The sequence below is a fragment of the Paenibacillus foliorum genome (genome assembly GCF_013141765.1).
Classification (GTDB): domain Bacteria; phylum Bacillota; class Bacilli; order Paenibacillales; family NBRC-103111; genus Paenibacillus_S; species Paenibacillus_S foliorum.
This window is the reverse complement of record NZ_WHOD01000101.1, coordinates 94,839-108,630: the sequence shown is the minus strand read 5'-3', so window position 1 is coordinate 108,630 and position 13,792 is coordinate 94,839. Positions and strand designations below refer to the sequence as shown.

Here is a 13,792-nt window from a genome sequence, read left to right as displayed (position 1 = left end):
AAATAATAACAACCATACTGATTAACGGAGCTAAGAACAACCATGGAAGGCGAGAAAAAGCAAGATTCGGAGCAGTGGATTAAGCCGTTTACCCAATATCTTCGGGAAAAAGGCAAGGAAGAAAGCACAGTGAAGCTGTACACAATTGAAATCAGCCATTTCATCAACTGGCTGCAGCGAACGAATAAATCAATAACCTCAGTAGTTCAAGAGGATATATTCGCAAGCCGGGATGAGCTGTATATTCAAGGGAAACGGCTGTCCACAATTAACAAATATGTCTCGATTCTCGCCTCCTTCTTTAAATGGGCTGGAGAGCAGGGCTTAGTAAAGGAGAATCCGGCGGCGAGTGCACGTTATTTCACGCCGAAAAAGAGCGAGCTTCCCAAATGGTTATCCGATGTAGAAAAGATGCGTTTACTGGAGTTGGCAGAGCAGGAGAGAAACCCATTTAAACGAAGTCGTAATTTAGCGTTAATTCATGTACTTCTGTTTGCGGGACTTAGATTGGAAGAGGTATCGGAATTGCGGCTCCAATCGGTAGTAGAGGATGAACTGGTTGTATATCAAAAAGGAGAAGAAATAAGACGGGTGCCTATCCAAGAGCAGACACGGATCCGCTTGATGGAATGGATTGAGCAGCGAAGACTGGCTAACAAAGAAACGTATAACAATAGCGCGCTTCTGTTTGTCACGGAGCGTTCAGGCTCCATGCAGCCACGCGCCGTGCAATTTGTCATAGAAGGTTATTCAGAGAAGCTCGGCTTTGAAGTAAGCTGTCATGATTTACGGAACACGTACTGCCGCAGACTGGCTGTCAAGGGCACGCCAATTCTGCTTCTTAAGCGTTGGGCAGGCCATAAATCGTTCCTTACCTCTTACCAGTACTACGCAGAGCTGCAGTAAATTGAAAACATCCCAACAGAAAGAAAGGTGAGTGCTCCTCATGATTCAAATGACGGGAGTTAACAAAGTCTATGACGATGGTTTTAAGGCTTTGAACAATGTGAACTTACATTTTAAGAAAGGAGAGATCACTGTTCTTATCGGACCTAGCGGCTGCGGAAAAACTACAACCATGAAGCTGGTCAACCGATTGATTGAACCTACAGATGGAAGTATCCTCATCGAAGGCCGGAGCATTATGGAAATGAATCCGGTAGAGCTTCGAAGGAAGATTGGTTATGTCATACAGAACATCGGTTTATTCCCCCACATGACGATAGCCAAAAATGTGGCTGTCGTTCCAGCCTTGTTAAAATGGGATAAATCCCGAACAGATGCAAGGGTGGACGAACTTCTTCGTTTAGTCAATATGCCCCCTGAAGTATTCGGGACTAGATATCCTTCCGAACTTAGCGGAGGTCAACAGCAGCGTGTCGGCGTAATTCGTGCTATGGCTGCTGATCCCGATATCATCTTGATGGATGAGCCTTTTAGCGCACTTGATCCCATTAGCCGTGAACAGCTGCAGGATGAACTCGTCCGATTGCAGCAGGAGTTGAAGAAAACGATTATTTTTGTCACCCATGACATGGATGAAGCGATTCGAATTGCGGATACGATTGTCCTTATGAAGGATGGGCATGTGGTCCAACAGGGGAAGCCGGAGCAAATATTAAGACATCCTGCAGATGATTTTGTCAAAAACTTTATTGGTCAAAAACGGCTGCAGCAAGGCATGCTCCCAGATGAAATGCCGAGGGTGGATGATGTTATGGTAGAAAGCCCGGCTACGGCGTTACCTACAAGAGGACTCGCTGAAGCGATTCAAATCATGGAAAAACGCAGGGTGGATTCATTGTTTATCGTAGATGCTCAGAGTGTTCTGAAAGGTGTTGTCTCCGTGTATGGGGTTCTTGCTCAGTATGACGGGGAAGGTCAAACGGTTGCAGATGTAATGAAGCCTGTGGAGCATTCTGTTTCAACAGGGACTCCTCTAATATTAGCTCTTCAATTGATGAACAAGCATCAGCTGTCGAATATACCTGTATTGGGTGAGAGGAATAGGTTTATTGGTCTGATTACTAGAGGCACCGTTGTTAGGCATATGGCTGAGCTGTATATGTCCATGTCCAATGCAGGGGGTGTCGCTGATGTCGGATAAATCTTGGTGGGCTAGCTATACGGAATTTTTGGCAGATCGGTACCCGGATATAGGTGCGGCAGCATTAGAGCATTTGTGGATTTCGGCTATCGCTGTCATTCTGGGGAGCTTGGTTGCGATTCCTTTAGGAGTTGCTTTGGCTAATACTCAAAATCGGTTCATCAAATCATGCATATTCGGTCTGGCCAATTTGTTTCAAACGATTCCAAGCTTGGCTCTATTAGCTCTGTTGATCCCAATCATGGGTGTAGGCATGAAGCCTGCGATCTTCGCGCTATTCTTGTATGCCTTGCTGCCTTTATTAAGAAACACCTATGCCGGATTTGAATCCGCTGACCGGAGTATTCTGGAGGCTGCTAAAGGTATGGGATATGGATCTTTTCAAAGGATGGCATTCATTCAATTACCGATAGCACTGCCCTATATTTTATCAGGCATCCGCATTACAACGGTCTATATCATCAGCTGGACCACATTGGCATCGCTAATTGGCGGTGGTGGGCTCGGTGTACTGATTTTTTCAGGAATTGGAGTGAATAAGCAGGAATTGATTTTTACAGGGGCTATTGCCGCAATAGTACTCGCTTTATTGGCCGACTATATGCTTAGCCTCACGGAGAAAATCGGTCCGAAGAGGAAGCGTATAAATACAGGTTTACCTTCAACGGTTTAAAATATACGGATATTATAGGAGGAGTTCATGATTAGAAGGATCACAGGAACGATTGGAATGTTGGTGTTGTCGATGTCGGTGTTGTTGGCGGGCTGCAGTAAGGGAGATACGATCAAAATAGGAGCCCAAACGTATACAGAACCTAAGATTATCGCGGAAATGTACAAAGCATTGGTGGAAGACCGTACTGATTTGAAGGTACAACTTGTCCCCGATCTGGCTGCAAGTCCAGTCATTATTAAAGCCATGAAGAGCAAAGAGCTTGATATGGCGACCTTATATTCAGGTGAAATTTTTAACGGATATTTTGAGATTGAACAAACTAAGGATCGAGCTAAAGTACTGCAGCAAGCGCAGGAGGGTTTTGATAAGAGCCTGGATTTCAAATGGTTTGACCCCTATGGCTTTGAGAACACCTATGCATTTACGGTGCGCAAAGAGCTCGCTGATCAGTACAAATTAGAAAAAATTTCCGATCTAACAGACAAAGCCAAGGACATGAAAATTGGTGTGGACACAACTTGGTTGGAACGTGATAATGACGGCTACAAGGCTTTTACTAAGCATTACGGCGGTCTCTCCTTTGGGCAAACCCTTCCGATGGAAATCGGATTAGTATATGAAGCAGTGTCGAATAAAAAGGTGGATATTGTGCTCGCTTATTCCACTGATGCAAGAATTAAGCAATTTGAGTTGAAGACATTGAAGGATGACAAACAGTTTTTCCCTCCCTATGACGCTTCAGCCGTTGTAAGAAAGGAAACGCTGCAGAAGCATCCTGAGCTCAATGATGTGATTCAACTGCTGGTAGGTAAAATAAATGCAGAAACCATGATAGGCCTTAACTACGAGGTTGATGTAAAGAAGCAGAACGAAAAGGATGTAGCGGTGGAATTTTTGAAGAAGTCGGGTCTTTTAAAGTAAAAAACGAGGGGGTGTAAGATGGAAACGACAAATCCCAACTTATTGATGCAGCTTATCACGTACGTGTCTGACCATAGTGGACAATTACTGGAGCTGACCTTGCAGCATATACTCATGGTGTTATGTGGAATTGGTCTGGCTCTCCTCATCGGCATACCTCTTGGAATTATAAGCGCCAGGAACGAGAGATGGAGCTCCATCATTTTGTCGATCGCCAATGTGATACAGGTATTTCCGAGTATAGCGTTATTGGCTATTTTGATGATAGTGTTTGGATTAGGCTTTTATACCGTAGTCATTGGACTATTTCTATATTCTTTACTTCCTATCATACGGAACACCTATGTTGGCTTGACGCAGGTTGATCGCAGCATTACGGATGCCGGTAAAGGAATGGGTATGAACCCGGTTCAGCTTTTGTGGAACGTTCAGTTACCGTTGTCGATTCCTTTTCTTCTGGCGGGCTTACGCGTAGCGGCAGTTATAGCTATTGGTGTCGCTACTATGGCTCCTTTAATTGGAGGAGACGGGTTGGGGAGAGAGATTTACGCGGGGATTAATCTAAGAAATCCGGTTCGGATTTATGCTGGGGCGATTCCTGCGGCGCTTCTCGCCATTGCAGCAGATATAGGGCTGGGCAGATTACAAAATAAGTGGAAGGTATTTTCGCGGACAACAGGGTAAGGTACGGTATAAGGAAGCTTAGTCATTGCTGTTTACGGCTGACTGAGCTTTTCTTGCGTATTAAAGCTCGTCGAACGGCGCTTCTGCCGTACTCACAAAAAGAATTTTCAGAAATTATGCTGTTATTGAGTGAATTTGCTATTGACATGGGTGAGCAAATGATATATCTTTAATTTAAGATATTTAAACAAAAGACATTGCAGGAGGTGACTAAATGCCAAATGAACTAGATAAGGAACAGGCGACTTCCCTTAAGTTATTCGTTGTACTCTCCAAAGCTTATAGAACGGTGATGGATCGGGCTGTCAAAGATATGAAGGAATACGGCCTGTCACCTTCCGAATTTATGGTTCTTGAAGTGTTATACACGAAAGGGCAAATTCCTTTGCAGCAAATCGGGGAGAAGATATTGATAACGAGCGGAAGTATTACGTACAATATCGACAAGCTTGAGAAGAAAGGGTACTTGAAGCGTGTGCCTTGCAAAGATGATCGCAGGGTCATATTCGCGGAAATCACTGCGGCAGGCAAAGAGTTATTCGATCGTATTTTTCCTGATCATGCCGCTACTATCCATGGCTTAACTAGAGCTCTTTCTCAGGATGAAAAGTTGGAAGCTGTTGAATTGCTCAAGAAATTAGGAAAAGGAGCAGAAGAGAGTTAGCCATCTCGGTGGCCGTCTTTTTTTACCTTTTATCTTAATATAAAGATTATTAATTTAAAACTAATTGGAGGATGATTTTAATGATGGCATTTGGATTATTATTGGTTCGTTTGGTAGTTGGATTGTTGTTTGTAGGACATGGAGCCCAAAAGCTGTTTGGCTGGTTTGGCGGATATGGGCCTAAGGGAACAGGCGGTTGGATGGAATCCGTTGGGATTAAGCCCGGAGTAGCTATGGCGGTGATGGCTGGATTGATGGAATTAATCGGTGGAGCTCTTTTTGCCTTAGGTTTATTTACTCCTCTTGCCGCTGTGCTCATTACCTTAACTATGCTAGGAGCTATTGCCAAGGTTCATGGAAAAAACGGTATTTGGTCAACAGCCAATGGTTACGAGTATCAGCTCGTACTTATTGTTATCGTAATCGGTATCGCTTTGACTGGAGCGGGAGCTTATTCCTTGGATGGAGTTCTTAATTAATTCGAATACTCATTTAACAAGTAGGGACAATAATAAAGGAGGAATTCATATGACACTACAAACTGCAGGTATTCACCATATTACTGCTTTTGCAAGAAATCCGCAGGAGAACGTCGACTTTTACGCTGGTATTCTGGGTCTTCGCCTGGTTAAGAAAACGATCAACTTTGATGCTCCGGATGTATATCACTTGTATTTCGGCAACGAATCGGGGAGCCCAGGAACTATTATCACGTTCTTTCCGTGGCCGGACTCGCGTAAAGGGAGAATCGGCGGAGGGCAAGTGGGAGTTACTACGTACGTGGTACCGCAAGGCTCGCTAGCTTTTTGGGAGAATAGATTGGAGAGCCATGGTGTCTCGGTTACGAAGGTGAGCCGTTTTTCTGAGCAGTACCTCCAATTCACAGACAATGAAGGCTTGCGTCTTGAACTCGTTGAACGTGAAGAGGGACCAGAGAGCACTTGGTTATTCGATGGCATTACGGCCGCTAAGGCGATTAAAGGCTTCGGCGGCGCTATTCTCTTTAGTACCAATCCGATGAAAACGATGGATGCGTTGCAAAACCTGCTCGGCTTGGAAAAAGTCGCAGAGGACGTTGCTTATGCTCGCTATCGGGCCAAAGGAGATATCGGTAACGTTATTGACGTACCGATGGCTGCCATGGGCAGGGGCATTGACGGGGCAGGAACCGTTCATCATATCGCGTGGCGTGCGTCAGACTTCGAACAGCATACGGAATGGAGAAGCTCAGTGCAAGACTATGGCTATCGTCCAACCGACATCATAGATCGTCAATATTTCAATGCTCTTTACTTCAGGGAAGCTGGCGGGATACTTTTTGAAATCGCTACGGATCCTCCGGGCTTCGCTCATGATGAATCGGCTGAAACATTAGGCGAGAAATTGATGCTGCCTGAGTGGTTCGAGGCATCGCGCTCCCAAATCGAAGCGAATCTGCTTCCTATCCAAGTTAGGGTATTGGAGGGGAAACAAGGATGAAGCATATTTTCGAAAAGGGGAGTCGTACGGAAGCTCCAACGTTAGTTCTTTTTCATGGCACCGGAGGAACAGAACGTGATTTGCTGCCGCTAGGCAAGCGAATTTCTCCAGAGTCCTCCATACTTAGCCTTAGGGGAAATGTTCTGGAAAACGGAATGCCGCGTTTCTTCAGACGATTGGCAGAGGGTGTTTTTGATGAAGAGGATTTGATCTTCCGTACGAAGGAAGTAAATGATTTTCTGGATGAGGCAGCAAGCACATATGGATTTGACCGCGGCAACCTAGTGGCGGTGGGCTACTCTAATGGAGCCAATATTGCAGGCAGTCTGCTCTTTCATTATAAGCAGGCGCTAAAAGGCGCCATTCTTCACCACCCCATGGTACCGCGCAGAGGGATTCCAATTCCGGATTTGTCAGGTACGCCGATCTTTATTGGAGCCGGATCTAATGATCCGATCTGTTCGGCTGGTGAAACCGAGGAGCTTCAAGCGCTTCTTAGCGGGGCTGGCGCATCGGTTAAGGTACATTGGGAACGATTTGGCCACCAATTGACGTCTACAGAAGTGGATGCCGCGGCAGCTTGGTTTCAGAAAGAGAGCCAGCTTGATGCAGAATGAAATCTAGTTGAATGCAGAAGAATGAGATTATTGCAGTTAAAAGAAGAAGGGACGACCCGGCATGAAGTAGTCGGGCGGCACCTTCCTCTTTTGTTGCTAATATAAGGTTCTCCATAAATAAAAGGTAATATAAGACTCCCATCCTTGCCAGTGCTTGAATAATGCATGAAGTTCAAGTGGCGTTGGCTTTTGATTCAACCCCAACATCTGTTTTACAGCATTTTGCAGTCCTACATCCCCAACAGGAAAAGCCGTTTGATCGCCCAAGCATCTCATTCGCACATATTGAGCTGTCCATGGACCGATACCTCGTATCTTCGTGAGCTCCTTGTCGACGGCTTCAGAATCGGTAAGCGTTAGCAGCCTATCTCTGCTTAATTCCCCGTTAGTCATAAGCGATGCTACATCCAATATAGCCATGGCCTTGCTCCTTGTGAATTGAAGGCTGCATAATTGTTCAATCGACGAATTAGCGAGCTGCTCAGGTGACGGGAACATTTTATAGGTCACACCTTCCCATTCTGCAGTATCCCCATACTGCTCCGTCAGCCGCTGTTTGAGCTTATAGGCAAACGTAAGATTCACTTGTTGGCCGGCAATAGCCCAGCAAAGCGCTTCAAAAAGATCCGGGATGCCTACAATCCGTAATCCCCAAAATCTTTCTAACAACGGGCCTAGCAGCGGGTCCCCCTCGGACATCTGAATGAAAGGCTCCAAATCTCGATTCAAATCAAACCAATCCTTGATATAATGGATCAACTCCTCCTGCTCCTCAGGAGTTAGCGAATCACCTTGCAGCAATTGAACCTGCATTTCCCTGCCTTGGGGACATGTCAGCCTAACTAATCGCTTATCATTTCCGACTCGTATTAGTCGATTAACCCCTTCGGTATCTGTTGTATATAAACATTCGAACAGGGAGCGGCTCATGTAGTTCAAACATTGCTGGAAATCAAATGGATGCGGCAGCGGCAGCTCAAAACTGGAATCGTTCATGTCCGATGGCCTCCATATGGGTTACCCCCTCCAAAGCAAGGATGTCTTTTTTCATTTGAAGCCCTCCTCTAAACCCTGTTAACGTACCGTTGGAACCAACGACCCGATGACAAGGTAAAACAATAGGCACAGGGTTGTGCCCAATCGCTGTTCCTACCGCACGTATTGCTGACGGCTTTCCAATTGTGTTAGCCAGCTGCTTATAAGTCCATGTTTCTCCATGAGGGATTTGGCTTAAGGCCATCCACACGCTTTGTTGAAAAGGTGTACCTTTTAGATCCAGAGGGACCTTATCGAAGCTAACGGGAAGTCCTGCAAAATACTGCTCCAACAGGTCGATGATGCCGAATTCAACGAATAGGCTGCGATCCTCAATCATATGTTCATTGTCAGTGATAGCTTGATCCAACCCAGCCACTGATGCTAGGTGAGGAGGATATATCAATTGGCTTATTCCGTGCTCACTAGCTAAAAGTGTCCATGGCTGATTCAAGCCGATTACCGTTTGTCGATATATTTTAGTGGCCATCTAACGAATCTCCTCCTCTTTGTCCATTCCTGTAAGCGGTGGGAGAGATGCCCGTTCTTCGACAAAACCAAGAAGCAAAATGGGATGGACTGCCGTAGCCTACAGCCGCTCCAATCTCCGCGATGGTGGCGCTGGATTCTAATAATAGCCTCTGTGCATGCCTTAAACGAACACGCTCGGTTTTTTCTGCAGGTGAATATCCTGTCACTTGCTTGTAGGTTCGCTGCAGATGATAGGGACTTATTGCAAGTGAAACAGCGAGCTGCGGCAGAGTCAGCTTGTCATGATATTGTGTCTCAATGATCGAATCCACCTGCGCGGCCAGAGCCGCATCCGGACGAAGGGCGCCGTTTTCTTCAGGCTTACAACGTTTGCATGGCCGAAAGCCTGCGTGTAGCGCATCTTCTAGTGAACGATAAAACGTCACATTAATGGCAAGGGGGATTTTGGCCCGGCAGGTAGGTCTACATACAATTTTTGTTGTCCTTACTCCCGTATAATATATACCTTCATAGGTTGATTCTCGGTTAACGACAGACTCGTATACAAGGTCAAATAACTTTTGATCCATATCATTCACCTCATATCCAAGTATAAGCTAATCTTAATTCTCGTAGTAGTGTACCTGAATAGGATAGCAACATATCGATAGTTGTAACTAAGTATTAGTCCCTTCGAGGAAAGGCTGCTCTTCACTATAAAATGGCTGATTTGAGAGCAATGAACCCTTGAATCGATCAAATTTTCAATATACAGCCATGTTCAAAAATTAAGTTTTGCCTGTTTTTTATCCAAAAAGTTCATGGGTGCACATATGTGTAAAATGAAGAAAACCCTTATTTCATAAGGGTTTTTTAACATTTTTAAGGAAGTTAAATAAAGATGATTGTTTGAAATGAAATAAGGAAGGTATACTTTCCTTAGCGCCAGAGACATTCATGACTAGCAAGCCTGGACTGATCGTTGGCAGCTTACTTATAGACTAAATGTTACACGCTTTCATCCCATTATATTACATTGAAGCGGGAAGTTGATGGGTGCAAAAATGAACCCCTTTGTGGATTTGTTGGAAGCGCATTCAAGTGAAGCGGAATCAAATCTTCTGCTTTATATTGTAAGCATCGCGAGCTAGTGCAGAGTCGAAGGCAGCAAGATGAACGCCGAAAGGTTTGGGTAACCTAAACCCTCAATATATACAGAAAGAAAAGGAGTCGTGGTATAAATGAAGCATAAAAAGTGGATTGCAACTATGGGGTCTGTTACATTAGCAATGGGAGTTTTGGCTGCTTGCGGCAGCGGAGAACCAGCAAAAACTGGAACTACAAACGGGACAACAGCTCCTAAATCAGCAGAGGCACCTAAAGTAGATACTACACCATTAGACTTGTCTATGGTCTTTAAGCAAGTAGGAGATATTCCTGCCAAAGGAAACGTGATTGAACAAGCACTTGAGAAAGGAACTAACACCAAATTAAACATTCAGTGGGTGCCTGCTTCTACGTATGATGAGAAAATTAACGTAATGATCGCTGCTAACGAATTGCCGAAGGTTTTGATGGTTAGCTATGTGCCAACTGTAATTAATGCGATTCAGGGCGGACAATTCTGGGAAGTAGGTCCTTTTCTTAAGGATTACAAAAACCTATCCGCACAGAACCCGCAGTATTATGAAAATATTAAGGTTGATGGCAAACTCTATGGAATTCCGCAATTTCGTGAAATAGCACGCCCATCGTTTATTTTCCGTAAAGATATTTTAGATGCTAACGGATTGAAAATGCCGAAAACGCTTGATGAGTGGTACGAAATTGCTAAGTACTTGACTCTTAACGATCCAGATAAAAATGGTAAAAACGATACCTACGCCTTTATGTTGGATAAAAAGTACAACGAAGGTCCAGCGTCTCTTTTGACTCGTTTTGCCGTAGCTCAAGGCGGAGTTAACCGTTGGGGTGCAGACAGCAGCGGCAAGCTTACACCTGAGTTCCTGACACCGCAATTTATGGATGTATTGAAATTGTTCAAGCGCCTTTATGCAGAGAAGCTAATCAATCAAGACTTCCCAGCTCTGGATAGCACAGAATTGGATAAAGCTTTTGAGTCCGGCCGTGCGATTCTTAAACTTAACGGTGTGGCGACAAACGCTGCGAATATCCAGGACCGCTTGGTTAAGGTAGTTCCTACAGCTCAGTTAGATGTTATACCTATGGAAGGGCCTCAAGGACCAAAAGTTGCAGCACAAAATGGTTACAATGGCTTGCTGGTATTCCCGAAATCGACTGTGAAAACCGAAGCTGAGCTGAAACGAATTTTGACATTCATGGATAAATTGCTTGATGCAGATATGTCCACCCTGCAAAAACGCGGTATCGAAGGCGTTCACTTCAAAAAGTCTGATAATAATATGGTTGAGTGGGTTGATTTGACTGCATTTAACCGTGAAGTTAAGCCTTACCGTGATAGCATGCTGAACTTTGAAACGTACAACGTGCCTCAATTGAAGGATACTCCATTGGCAATGAAAGGCTACAAAATGGAGCCGGACAACTTGAAGTATGCGGTTCATAACCCGACTCTAACTCTGTCCTCTCAAACCTACTCTGAGCGTGGTAAAGAGTTGGATCAAATGATGTGGGATGCGCAAACTAACTACATCGTTGGTAAATTGGACGATGCTGGCTTTACAGCAGCAATCGACAAATGGCGTAAAGCAGGCGGCGACAACTTGATTAAAGAGTTCGAAGCAGCGCTGGCTAAGAATAAAGCTGCCAAATAATGAATCACTACAAGGTATAACAAACAAGCAGGGTGGCTTAGCCATCCTGCTTTGCTGTGTGTTTTTTTAGGCTTGGTAGTATGTCCTGCTGGGTTACAGGGTTAGATAAAACGTTGCATTCACGGAATGCATAATGCTTGCATCCTAAACATTTGCTAGTATCCATTCTTCCTATTGCATAATCAATAGCCTCTCCCGTATGTTCAAAGAAATGGCTGCCCCCAATTTTCTCGTCTAAACCGGTTCTTTTCAAATAGGCTCTAGGTTGAGTTTGAATTCCTGAAATCAGCACAATCCCGCCTGCATGCTTAACATGCTGTACAATGCTTGCCAAATGGGATTCTCCAGTTGAGTCCAGGTAAGATACCTTTCCCATACGAAGCAACAGTATTGCAGGTTGAGTTGAAAGAGCTTCCATGACAGACTTTTCGAATAGGCTCGCTGCGCCAAAAAATAAAAGGCCTTCAACCGTAAACATACTCAATTGAGGGCAGTCATGATCTTCTTTAACCATGTAGGCTTGCACTTTTTCATGTTTCAATGATGGATCCGGCAATACTTTGGCCACGGTTAGGTTATTACCCATCCGCTTGATGAACAGAATGATGGCTAAGATTAATCCAACCTCAACGGCCGTTGTCAAATCGGTAAATACAGTAAGGAGAAAGGTTATAACAAGTACGAAAGAATCCGTTGTTCTTGTTCTGAGGATATGGGCAAATTCTTTTCTCTCACTCATATTCCACGCAACCACCATTAAAATAGGCGCCATACTTGCGAGTGGAATTTCAGATGCGAGCGGAGCGAACACTAACAGGACTAACAATACAACGACCCCGTGAACGATCCCGGAAATAGGGGATGAGGCACCGTTTTTAATGTTGGTTGCAGTCCGTGCTAAGGCTCCTGTTGCAGGTATTCCTCCAAATAGAGGAGTAACTATGTTCGCAATTCCTTGCCCGATAAGCTCTTTGTTGCTATTGTGCCTGCTGCCCGTCATTCCATCTGCTACAACAGCGGACAGTAATGACTCAATACCACCAAGCATAGCGATAATAAATGCAGCCGGTAGCAGCTCTTTGATTTTATCCAATGATATGTGAGGGATGTCCAGACTGGGGAGCGTGCTTGGAATGGCCCCGTAGGTGGACCCGATTGTAGCGACATTTCCACTGAATAATAAGGTCGCAGCAATACTGGAAACGATCAGCCCGACTAAGGAACCTGGAAGTTTATTGTTGATTCGGGGCATGATTAATAGGACGCCTAAGCTGATTAGGGCCGTGAGCATACTCCATACATTGAGTGTGGACAGGTGAGTCACAATTTCATGCATATTGGGCCAAAAATATTCATGGCGCTGTAGGTTGCTTAGTCCTAAGAAATTACCGATTTGACTTGAAAAGATGATAACTGCGATCCCAGATGTAAATCCAATGGTAACGGGCCGGGGAATGTATTTAATTAACACACCAAGCTTCAAAAGTCCCATTAGGACAAGAATAATTCCTGCTAATAGGCCGGCAATCAGTAAGTTTTCATAGCCGTATTGCAGGACAATGCCAAATAGAATGGGTACAAATGCGCCTGTAGGCCCGCCAATCTGAAATTTTGACCCGCCAAGCAATGAGATAAGGATACCGGCAACAATAGTTGTATAAATACCGAACTGAGGCTTCACACCGGAAGCAATAGCAAACGCCATCCCTAATGGAATAGCAACCACGCCAACAATCAATCCTGCTACGAGGTCACGCCGCAACTTTGAATAAGAATAACCTTCAAATCTTTCGGACCGTTTCATGACAACCCTTCTTTTATGATATTTGTAATATTTGATTATTTGAATATAGTAAGAATGATAAACCTACGCATATAAAAAAACAATGCCCTTATGGAGACATTGGTAAATATATTTTATCTATTTTATTTGACCTAGTTTAGTTGCTTAGTTTTCAGAGATTCGCATACTTTCCAGTAGAGAAATCGTGCCAACAAGATGATTATCAAAAATTTGTTTGGCTACCTGAAGTAAGTCTTTTACAAGGGGATCGCGCAAGCTGTACACCACGGATGTCCCTTCCTTACTGCCAAAGACAACATTTTTGCTTCTCAAAATAGAAAGCTGCTGAGATACAGCTGAACCTTCGCTGCCAATAATGGATTGAATCTCATTAACATTTTTGCTCCCCTCGGAAAGCACTTCAAGTATACGAATTCGCAGGGGATGGGCCAAGGCTTTAAAAAATTCCGCTTTAAATTGCTGAAGCTCAAGGTTCATAACGTATTCTCCTCGTATATTCAAATATTTAGATATTATCATAACATAAAACGCCCGCTGTT

Annotated in this window: 15 protein-coding genes; 10 read left to right on the top strand and 5 right to left on the bottom strand. The window is 44.4% G+C overall.

All coding sequences use genetic code 11. The features are described from left to right. Nucleotides 1-42: 42 nt before the first annotated feature. From GC093_RS26680 to GC093_RS26640, 9 genes are all read left to right on the top strand, one after another. The gene (locus GC093_RS26680; protein ID WP_171654956.1) at nucleotides 43-906 is read left to right on the top strand and encodes a tyrosine-type recombinase/integrase; all 864 of its coding nucleotides are present in this window, start codon (nucleotides 43-45) and stop codon (nucleotides 904-906) included. Between the two features lie 40 nt (nucleotides 907-946). Then, entirely contained in the window at nucleotides 947-2,107 is a 1,161-nt protein-coding gene (locus tag GC093_RS26675; protein WP_171654955.1) for an ABC transporter ATP-binding protein, read from the top strand. After that, nucleotides 2,097-2,780, top strand: coding sequence for an ABC transporter permease (locus GC093_RS26670; RefSeq protein WP_171654954.1), 684 nt, complete (start codon nucleotides 2,097-2,099; stop codon nucleotides 2,778-2,780). Before GC093_RS26675 ends, GC093_RS26670 begins: the two co-directional genes overlap by 11 nt. A gap of 27 nt (nucleotides 2,781-2,807) precedes the next feature. Beyond that, nucleotides 2,808-3,704 carry a glycine betaine ABC transporter substrate-binding protein gene (locus tag GC093_RS26665; protein ID WP_171654953.1) on the top strand — a complete coding sequence of 299 codons (897 nt, stop codon included), beginning with the start codon at nucleotides 2,808-2,810 and terminating at the stop codon, nucleotides 3,702-3,704. An 18-nt stretch (nucleotides 3,705-3,722) separates the two neighbouring features. Further along, entirely contained in the window at nucleotides 3,723-4,388 is a 666-nt protein-coding gene (locus GC093_RS26660) for an ABC transporter permease (protein WP_246315390.1), read from the top strand. Between the two features lie 214 nt (nucleotides 4,389-4,602). After that, the gene (locus tag GC093_RS26655; protein WP_171654952.1) at nucleotides 4,603-5,052 is read left to right on the top strand and encodes a MarR family winged helix-turn-helix transcriptional regulator; all 450 of its coding nucleotides are present in this window, start codon (nucleotides 4,603-4,605) and stop codon (nucleotides 5,050-5,052) included. 80 nt (nucleotides 5,053-5,132) lie between these two features. Next, a complete protein-coding gene (locus tag GC093_RS26650) occupies nucleotides 5,133-5,531 on the top strand; it encodes a DoxX family protein (protein WP_171654951.1) in 399 nt (132 codons plus the stop codon). 49 nt (nucleotides 5,532-5,580) lie between these two features. After that, complete coding sequence (locus tag GC093_RS26645; RefSeq protein WP_171654950.1) at nucleotides 5,581-6,531, top strand: ring-cleaving dioxygenase; 951 nt, start codon at nucleotides 5,581-5,583, stop codon at nucleotides 6,529-6,531. Beyond that, complete coding sequence (locus GC093_RS26640) at nucleotides 6,528-7,148, top strand: alpha/beta hydrolase (protein WP_171654949.1); 621 nt, start codon at nucleotides 6,528-6,530, stop codon at nucleotides 7,146-7,148. The genes GC093_RS26645 and GC093_RS26640 overlap by 4 nt, the downstream gene beginning before the upstream one ends. A gap of 96 nt (nucleotides 7,149-7,244) precedes the next feature. Here GC093_RS26640 and GC093_RS26635 read toward each other — a convergent pair whose 3' ends face one another. The 3 genes from GC093_RS26635 to GC093_RS26625 are packed head-to-tail and all read right to left on the bottom strand — an operon-like array spanning nucleotide 7,245 to nucleotide 9,244. Next, nucleotides 7,245-8,144, bottom strand: coding sequence for a DNA-3-methyladenine glycosylase family protein (locus GC093_RS26635; protein ID WP_171654948.1), 900 nt, complete (start codon nucleotides 8,142-8,144; stop codon nucleotides 7,245-7,247). Next, nucleotides 8,125-8,673: a methylated-DNA--[protein]-cysteine S-methyltransferase gene (locus tag GC093_RS26630; RefSeq protein WP_171654947.1), complete on the bottom strand. Its 549-nt coding sequence runs from the start codon at nucleotides 8,671-8,673 to the stop codon at nucleotides 8,125-8,127. Before GC093_RS26630 ends, GC093_RS26635 begins: the two co-directional genes overlap by 20 nt. Next, the gene (locus tag GC093_RS26625; protein ID WP_171654946.1) at nucleotides 8,663-9,244 is read right to left on the bottom strand and encodes a bifunctional transcriptional activator/DNA repair enzyme AdaA; all 582 of its coding nucleotides are present in this window, start codon (nucleotides 9,242-9,244) and stop codon (nucleotides 8,663-8,665) included. Before GC093_RS26625 ends, GC093_RS26630 begins: the two co-directional genes overlap by 11 nt. Nucleotides 9,245-9,895: 651 nt before the next feature. Between GC093_RS26625 and GC093_RS26620 the strand changes: the two genes are divergently transcribed. Continuing rightward, entirely contained in the window at nucleotides 9,896-11,449 is a 1,554-nt protein-coding gene (locus GC093_RS26620) for an extracellular solute-binding protein (protein ID WP_171654945.1), read from the top strand. Nucleotides 11,450-11,486: 37 nt separating this feature from the next. On the opposite strand, the gene GC093_RS26615 is transcribed toward GC093_RS26620, so the two are convergent. Beyond that, nucleotides 11,487-13,253, bottom strand: a complete 1,767-nt coding sequence (locus tag GC093_RS26615; RefSeq protein WP_171654944.1) for a SulP family inorganic anion transporter — start codon at nucleotides 13,251-13,253, stop codon at nucleotides 11,487-11,489. 144 nt (nucleotides 13,254-13,397) lie between these two features. Beyond that, nucleotides 13,398-13,730: an ArsR/SmtB family transcription factor gene (locus tag GC093_RS26610; RefSeq protein ID WP_171654943.1), complete on the bottom strand. Its 333-nt coding sequence runs from the start codon at nucleotides 13,728-13,730 to the stop codon at nucleotides 13,398-13,400. Nucleotides 13,731-13,792 lie beyond the last annotated feature (62 nt).

Coding starts and splice junctions, on each gene's coding strand:
- GC093_RS26630 (WP_171654947.1), bottom strand. CDS start 8,673: ATGGCCACTAAAATATATCGACAAACGGTAATCGGCTTGAATCAGCCA.
- GC093_RS26610 (WP_171654943.1), bottom strand. CDS start 13,730: ATGAACCTTGAGCTTCAGCAATTTAAAGCGGAATTTTTTAAAGCCTTG.
- GC093_RS26675 (WP_171654955.1), top strand. CDS start 947: ATGATTCAAATGACGGGAGTTAACAAAGTCTATGACGATGGTTTTAAG.
- GC093_RS26625 (WP_171654946.1), bottom strand. CDS start 9,244: ATGGATCAAAAGTTATTTGACCTTGTATACGAGTCTGTCGTTAACCGA.
- GC093_RS26680 (WP_171654956.1), top strand. CDS start 43: ATGGAAGGCGAGAAAAAGCAAGATTCGGAGCAGTGGATTAAGCCGTTT.
- GC093_RS26655 (WP_171654952.1), top strand. CDS start 4,603: ATGCCAAATGAACTAGATAAGGAACAGGCGACTTCCCTTAAGTTATTC.
- GC093_RS26665 (WP_171654953.1), top strand. CDS start 2,808: ATGATTAGAAGGATCACAGGAACGATTGGAATGTTGGTGTTGTCGATG.
- GC093_RS26635 (WP_171654948.1), bottom strand. CDS start 8,144: ATGAACGATTCCAGTTTTGAGCTGCCGCTGCCGCATCCATTTGATTTC.
- GC093_RS26640 (WP_171654949.1), top strand. CDS start 6,528: ATGAAGCATATTTTCGAAAAGGGGAGTCGTACGGAAGCTCCAACGTTA.
- GC093_RS26645 (WP_171654950.1), top strand. CDS start 5,581: ATGACACTACAAACTGCAGGTATTCACCATATTACTGCTTTTGCAAGA.
- GC093_RS26615 (WP_171654944.1), bottom strand. CDS start 13,253: ATGAAACGGTCCGAAAGATTTGAAGGTTATTCTTATTCAAAGTTGCGG.
- GC093_RS26660 (WP_246315390.1), top strand. CDS start 3,723: ATGGAAACGACAAATCCCAACTTATTGATGCAGCTTATCACGTACGTG.
- GC093_RS26650 (WP_171654951.1), top strand. CDS start 5,133: ATGATGGCATTTGGATTATTATTGGTTCGTTTGGTAGTTGGATTGTTG.
- GC093_RS26620 (WP_171654945.1), top strand. CDS start 9,896: ATGAAGCATAAAAAGTGGATTGCAACTATGGGGTCTGTTACATTAGCA.
- GC093_RS26670 (WP_171654954.1), top strand. CDS start 2,097: ATGTCGGATAAATCTTGGTGGGCTAGCTATACGGAATTTTTGGCAGAT.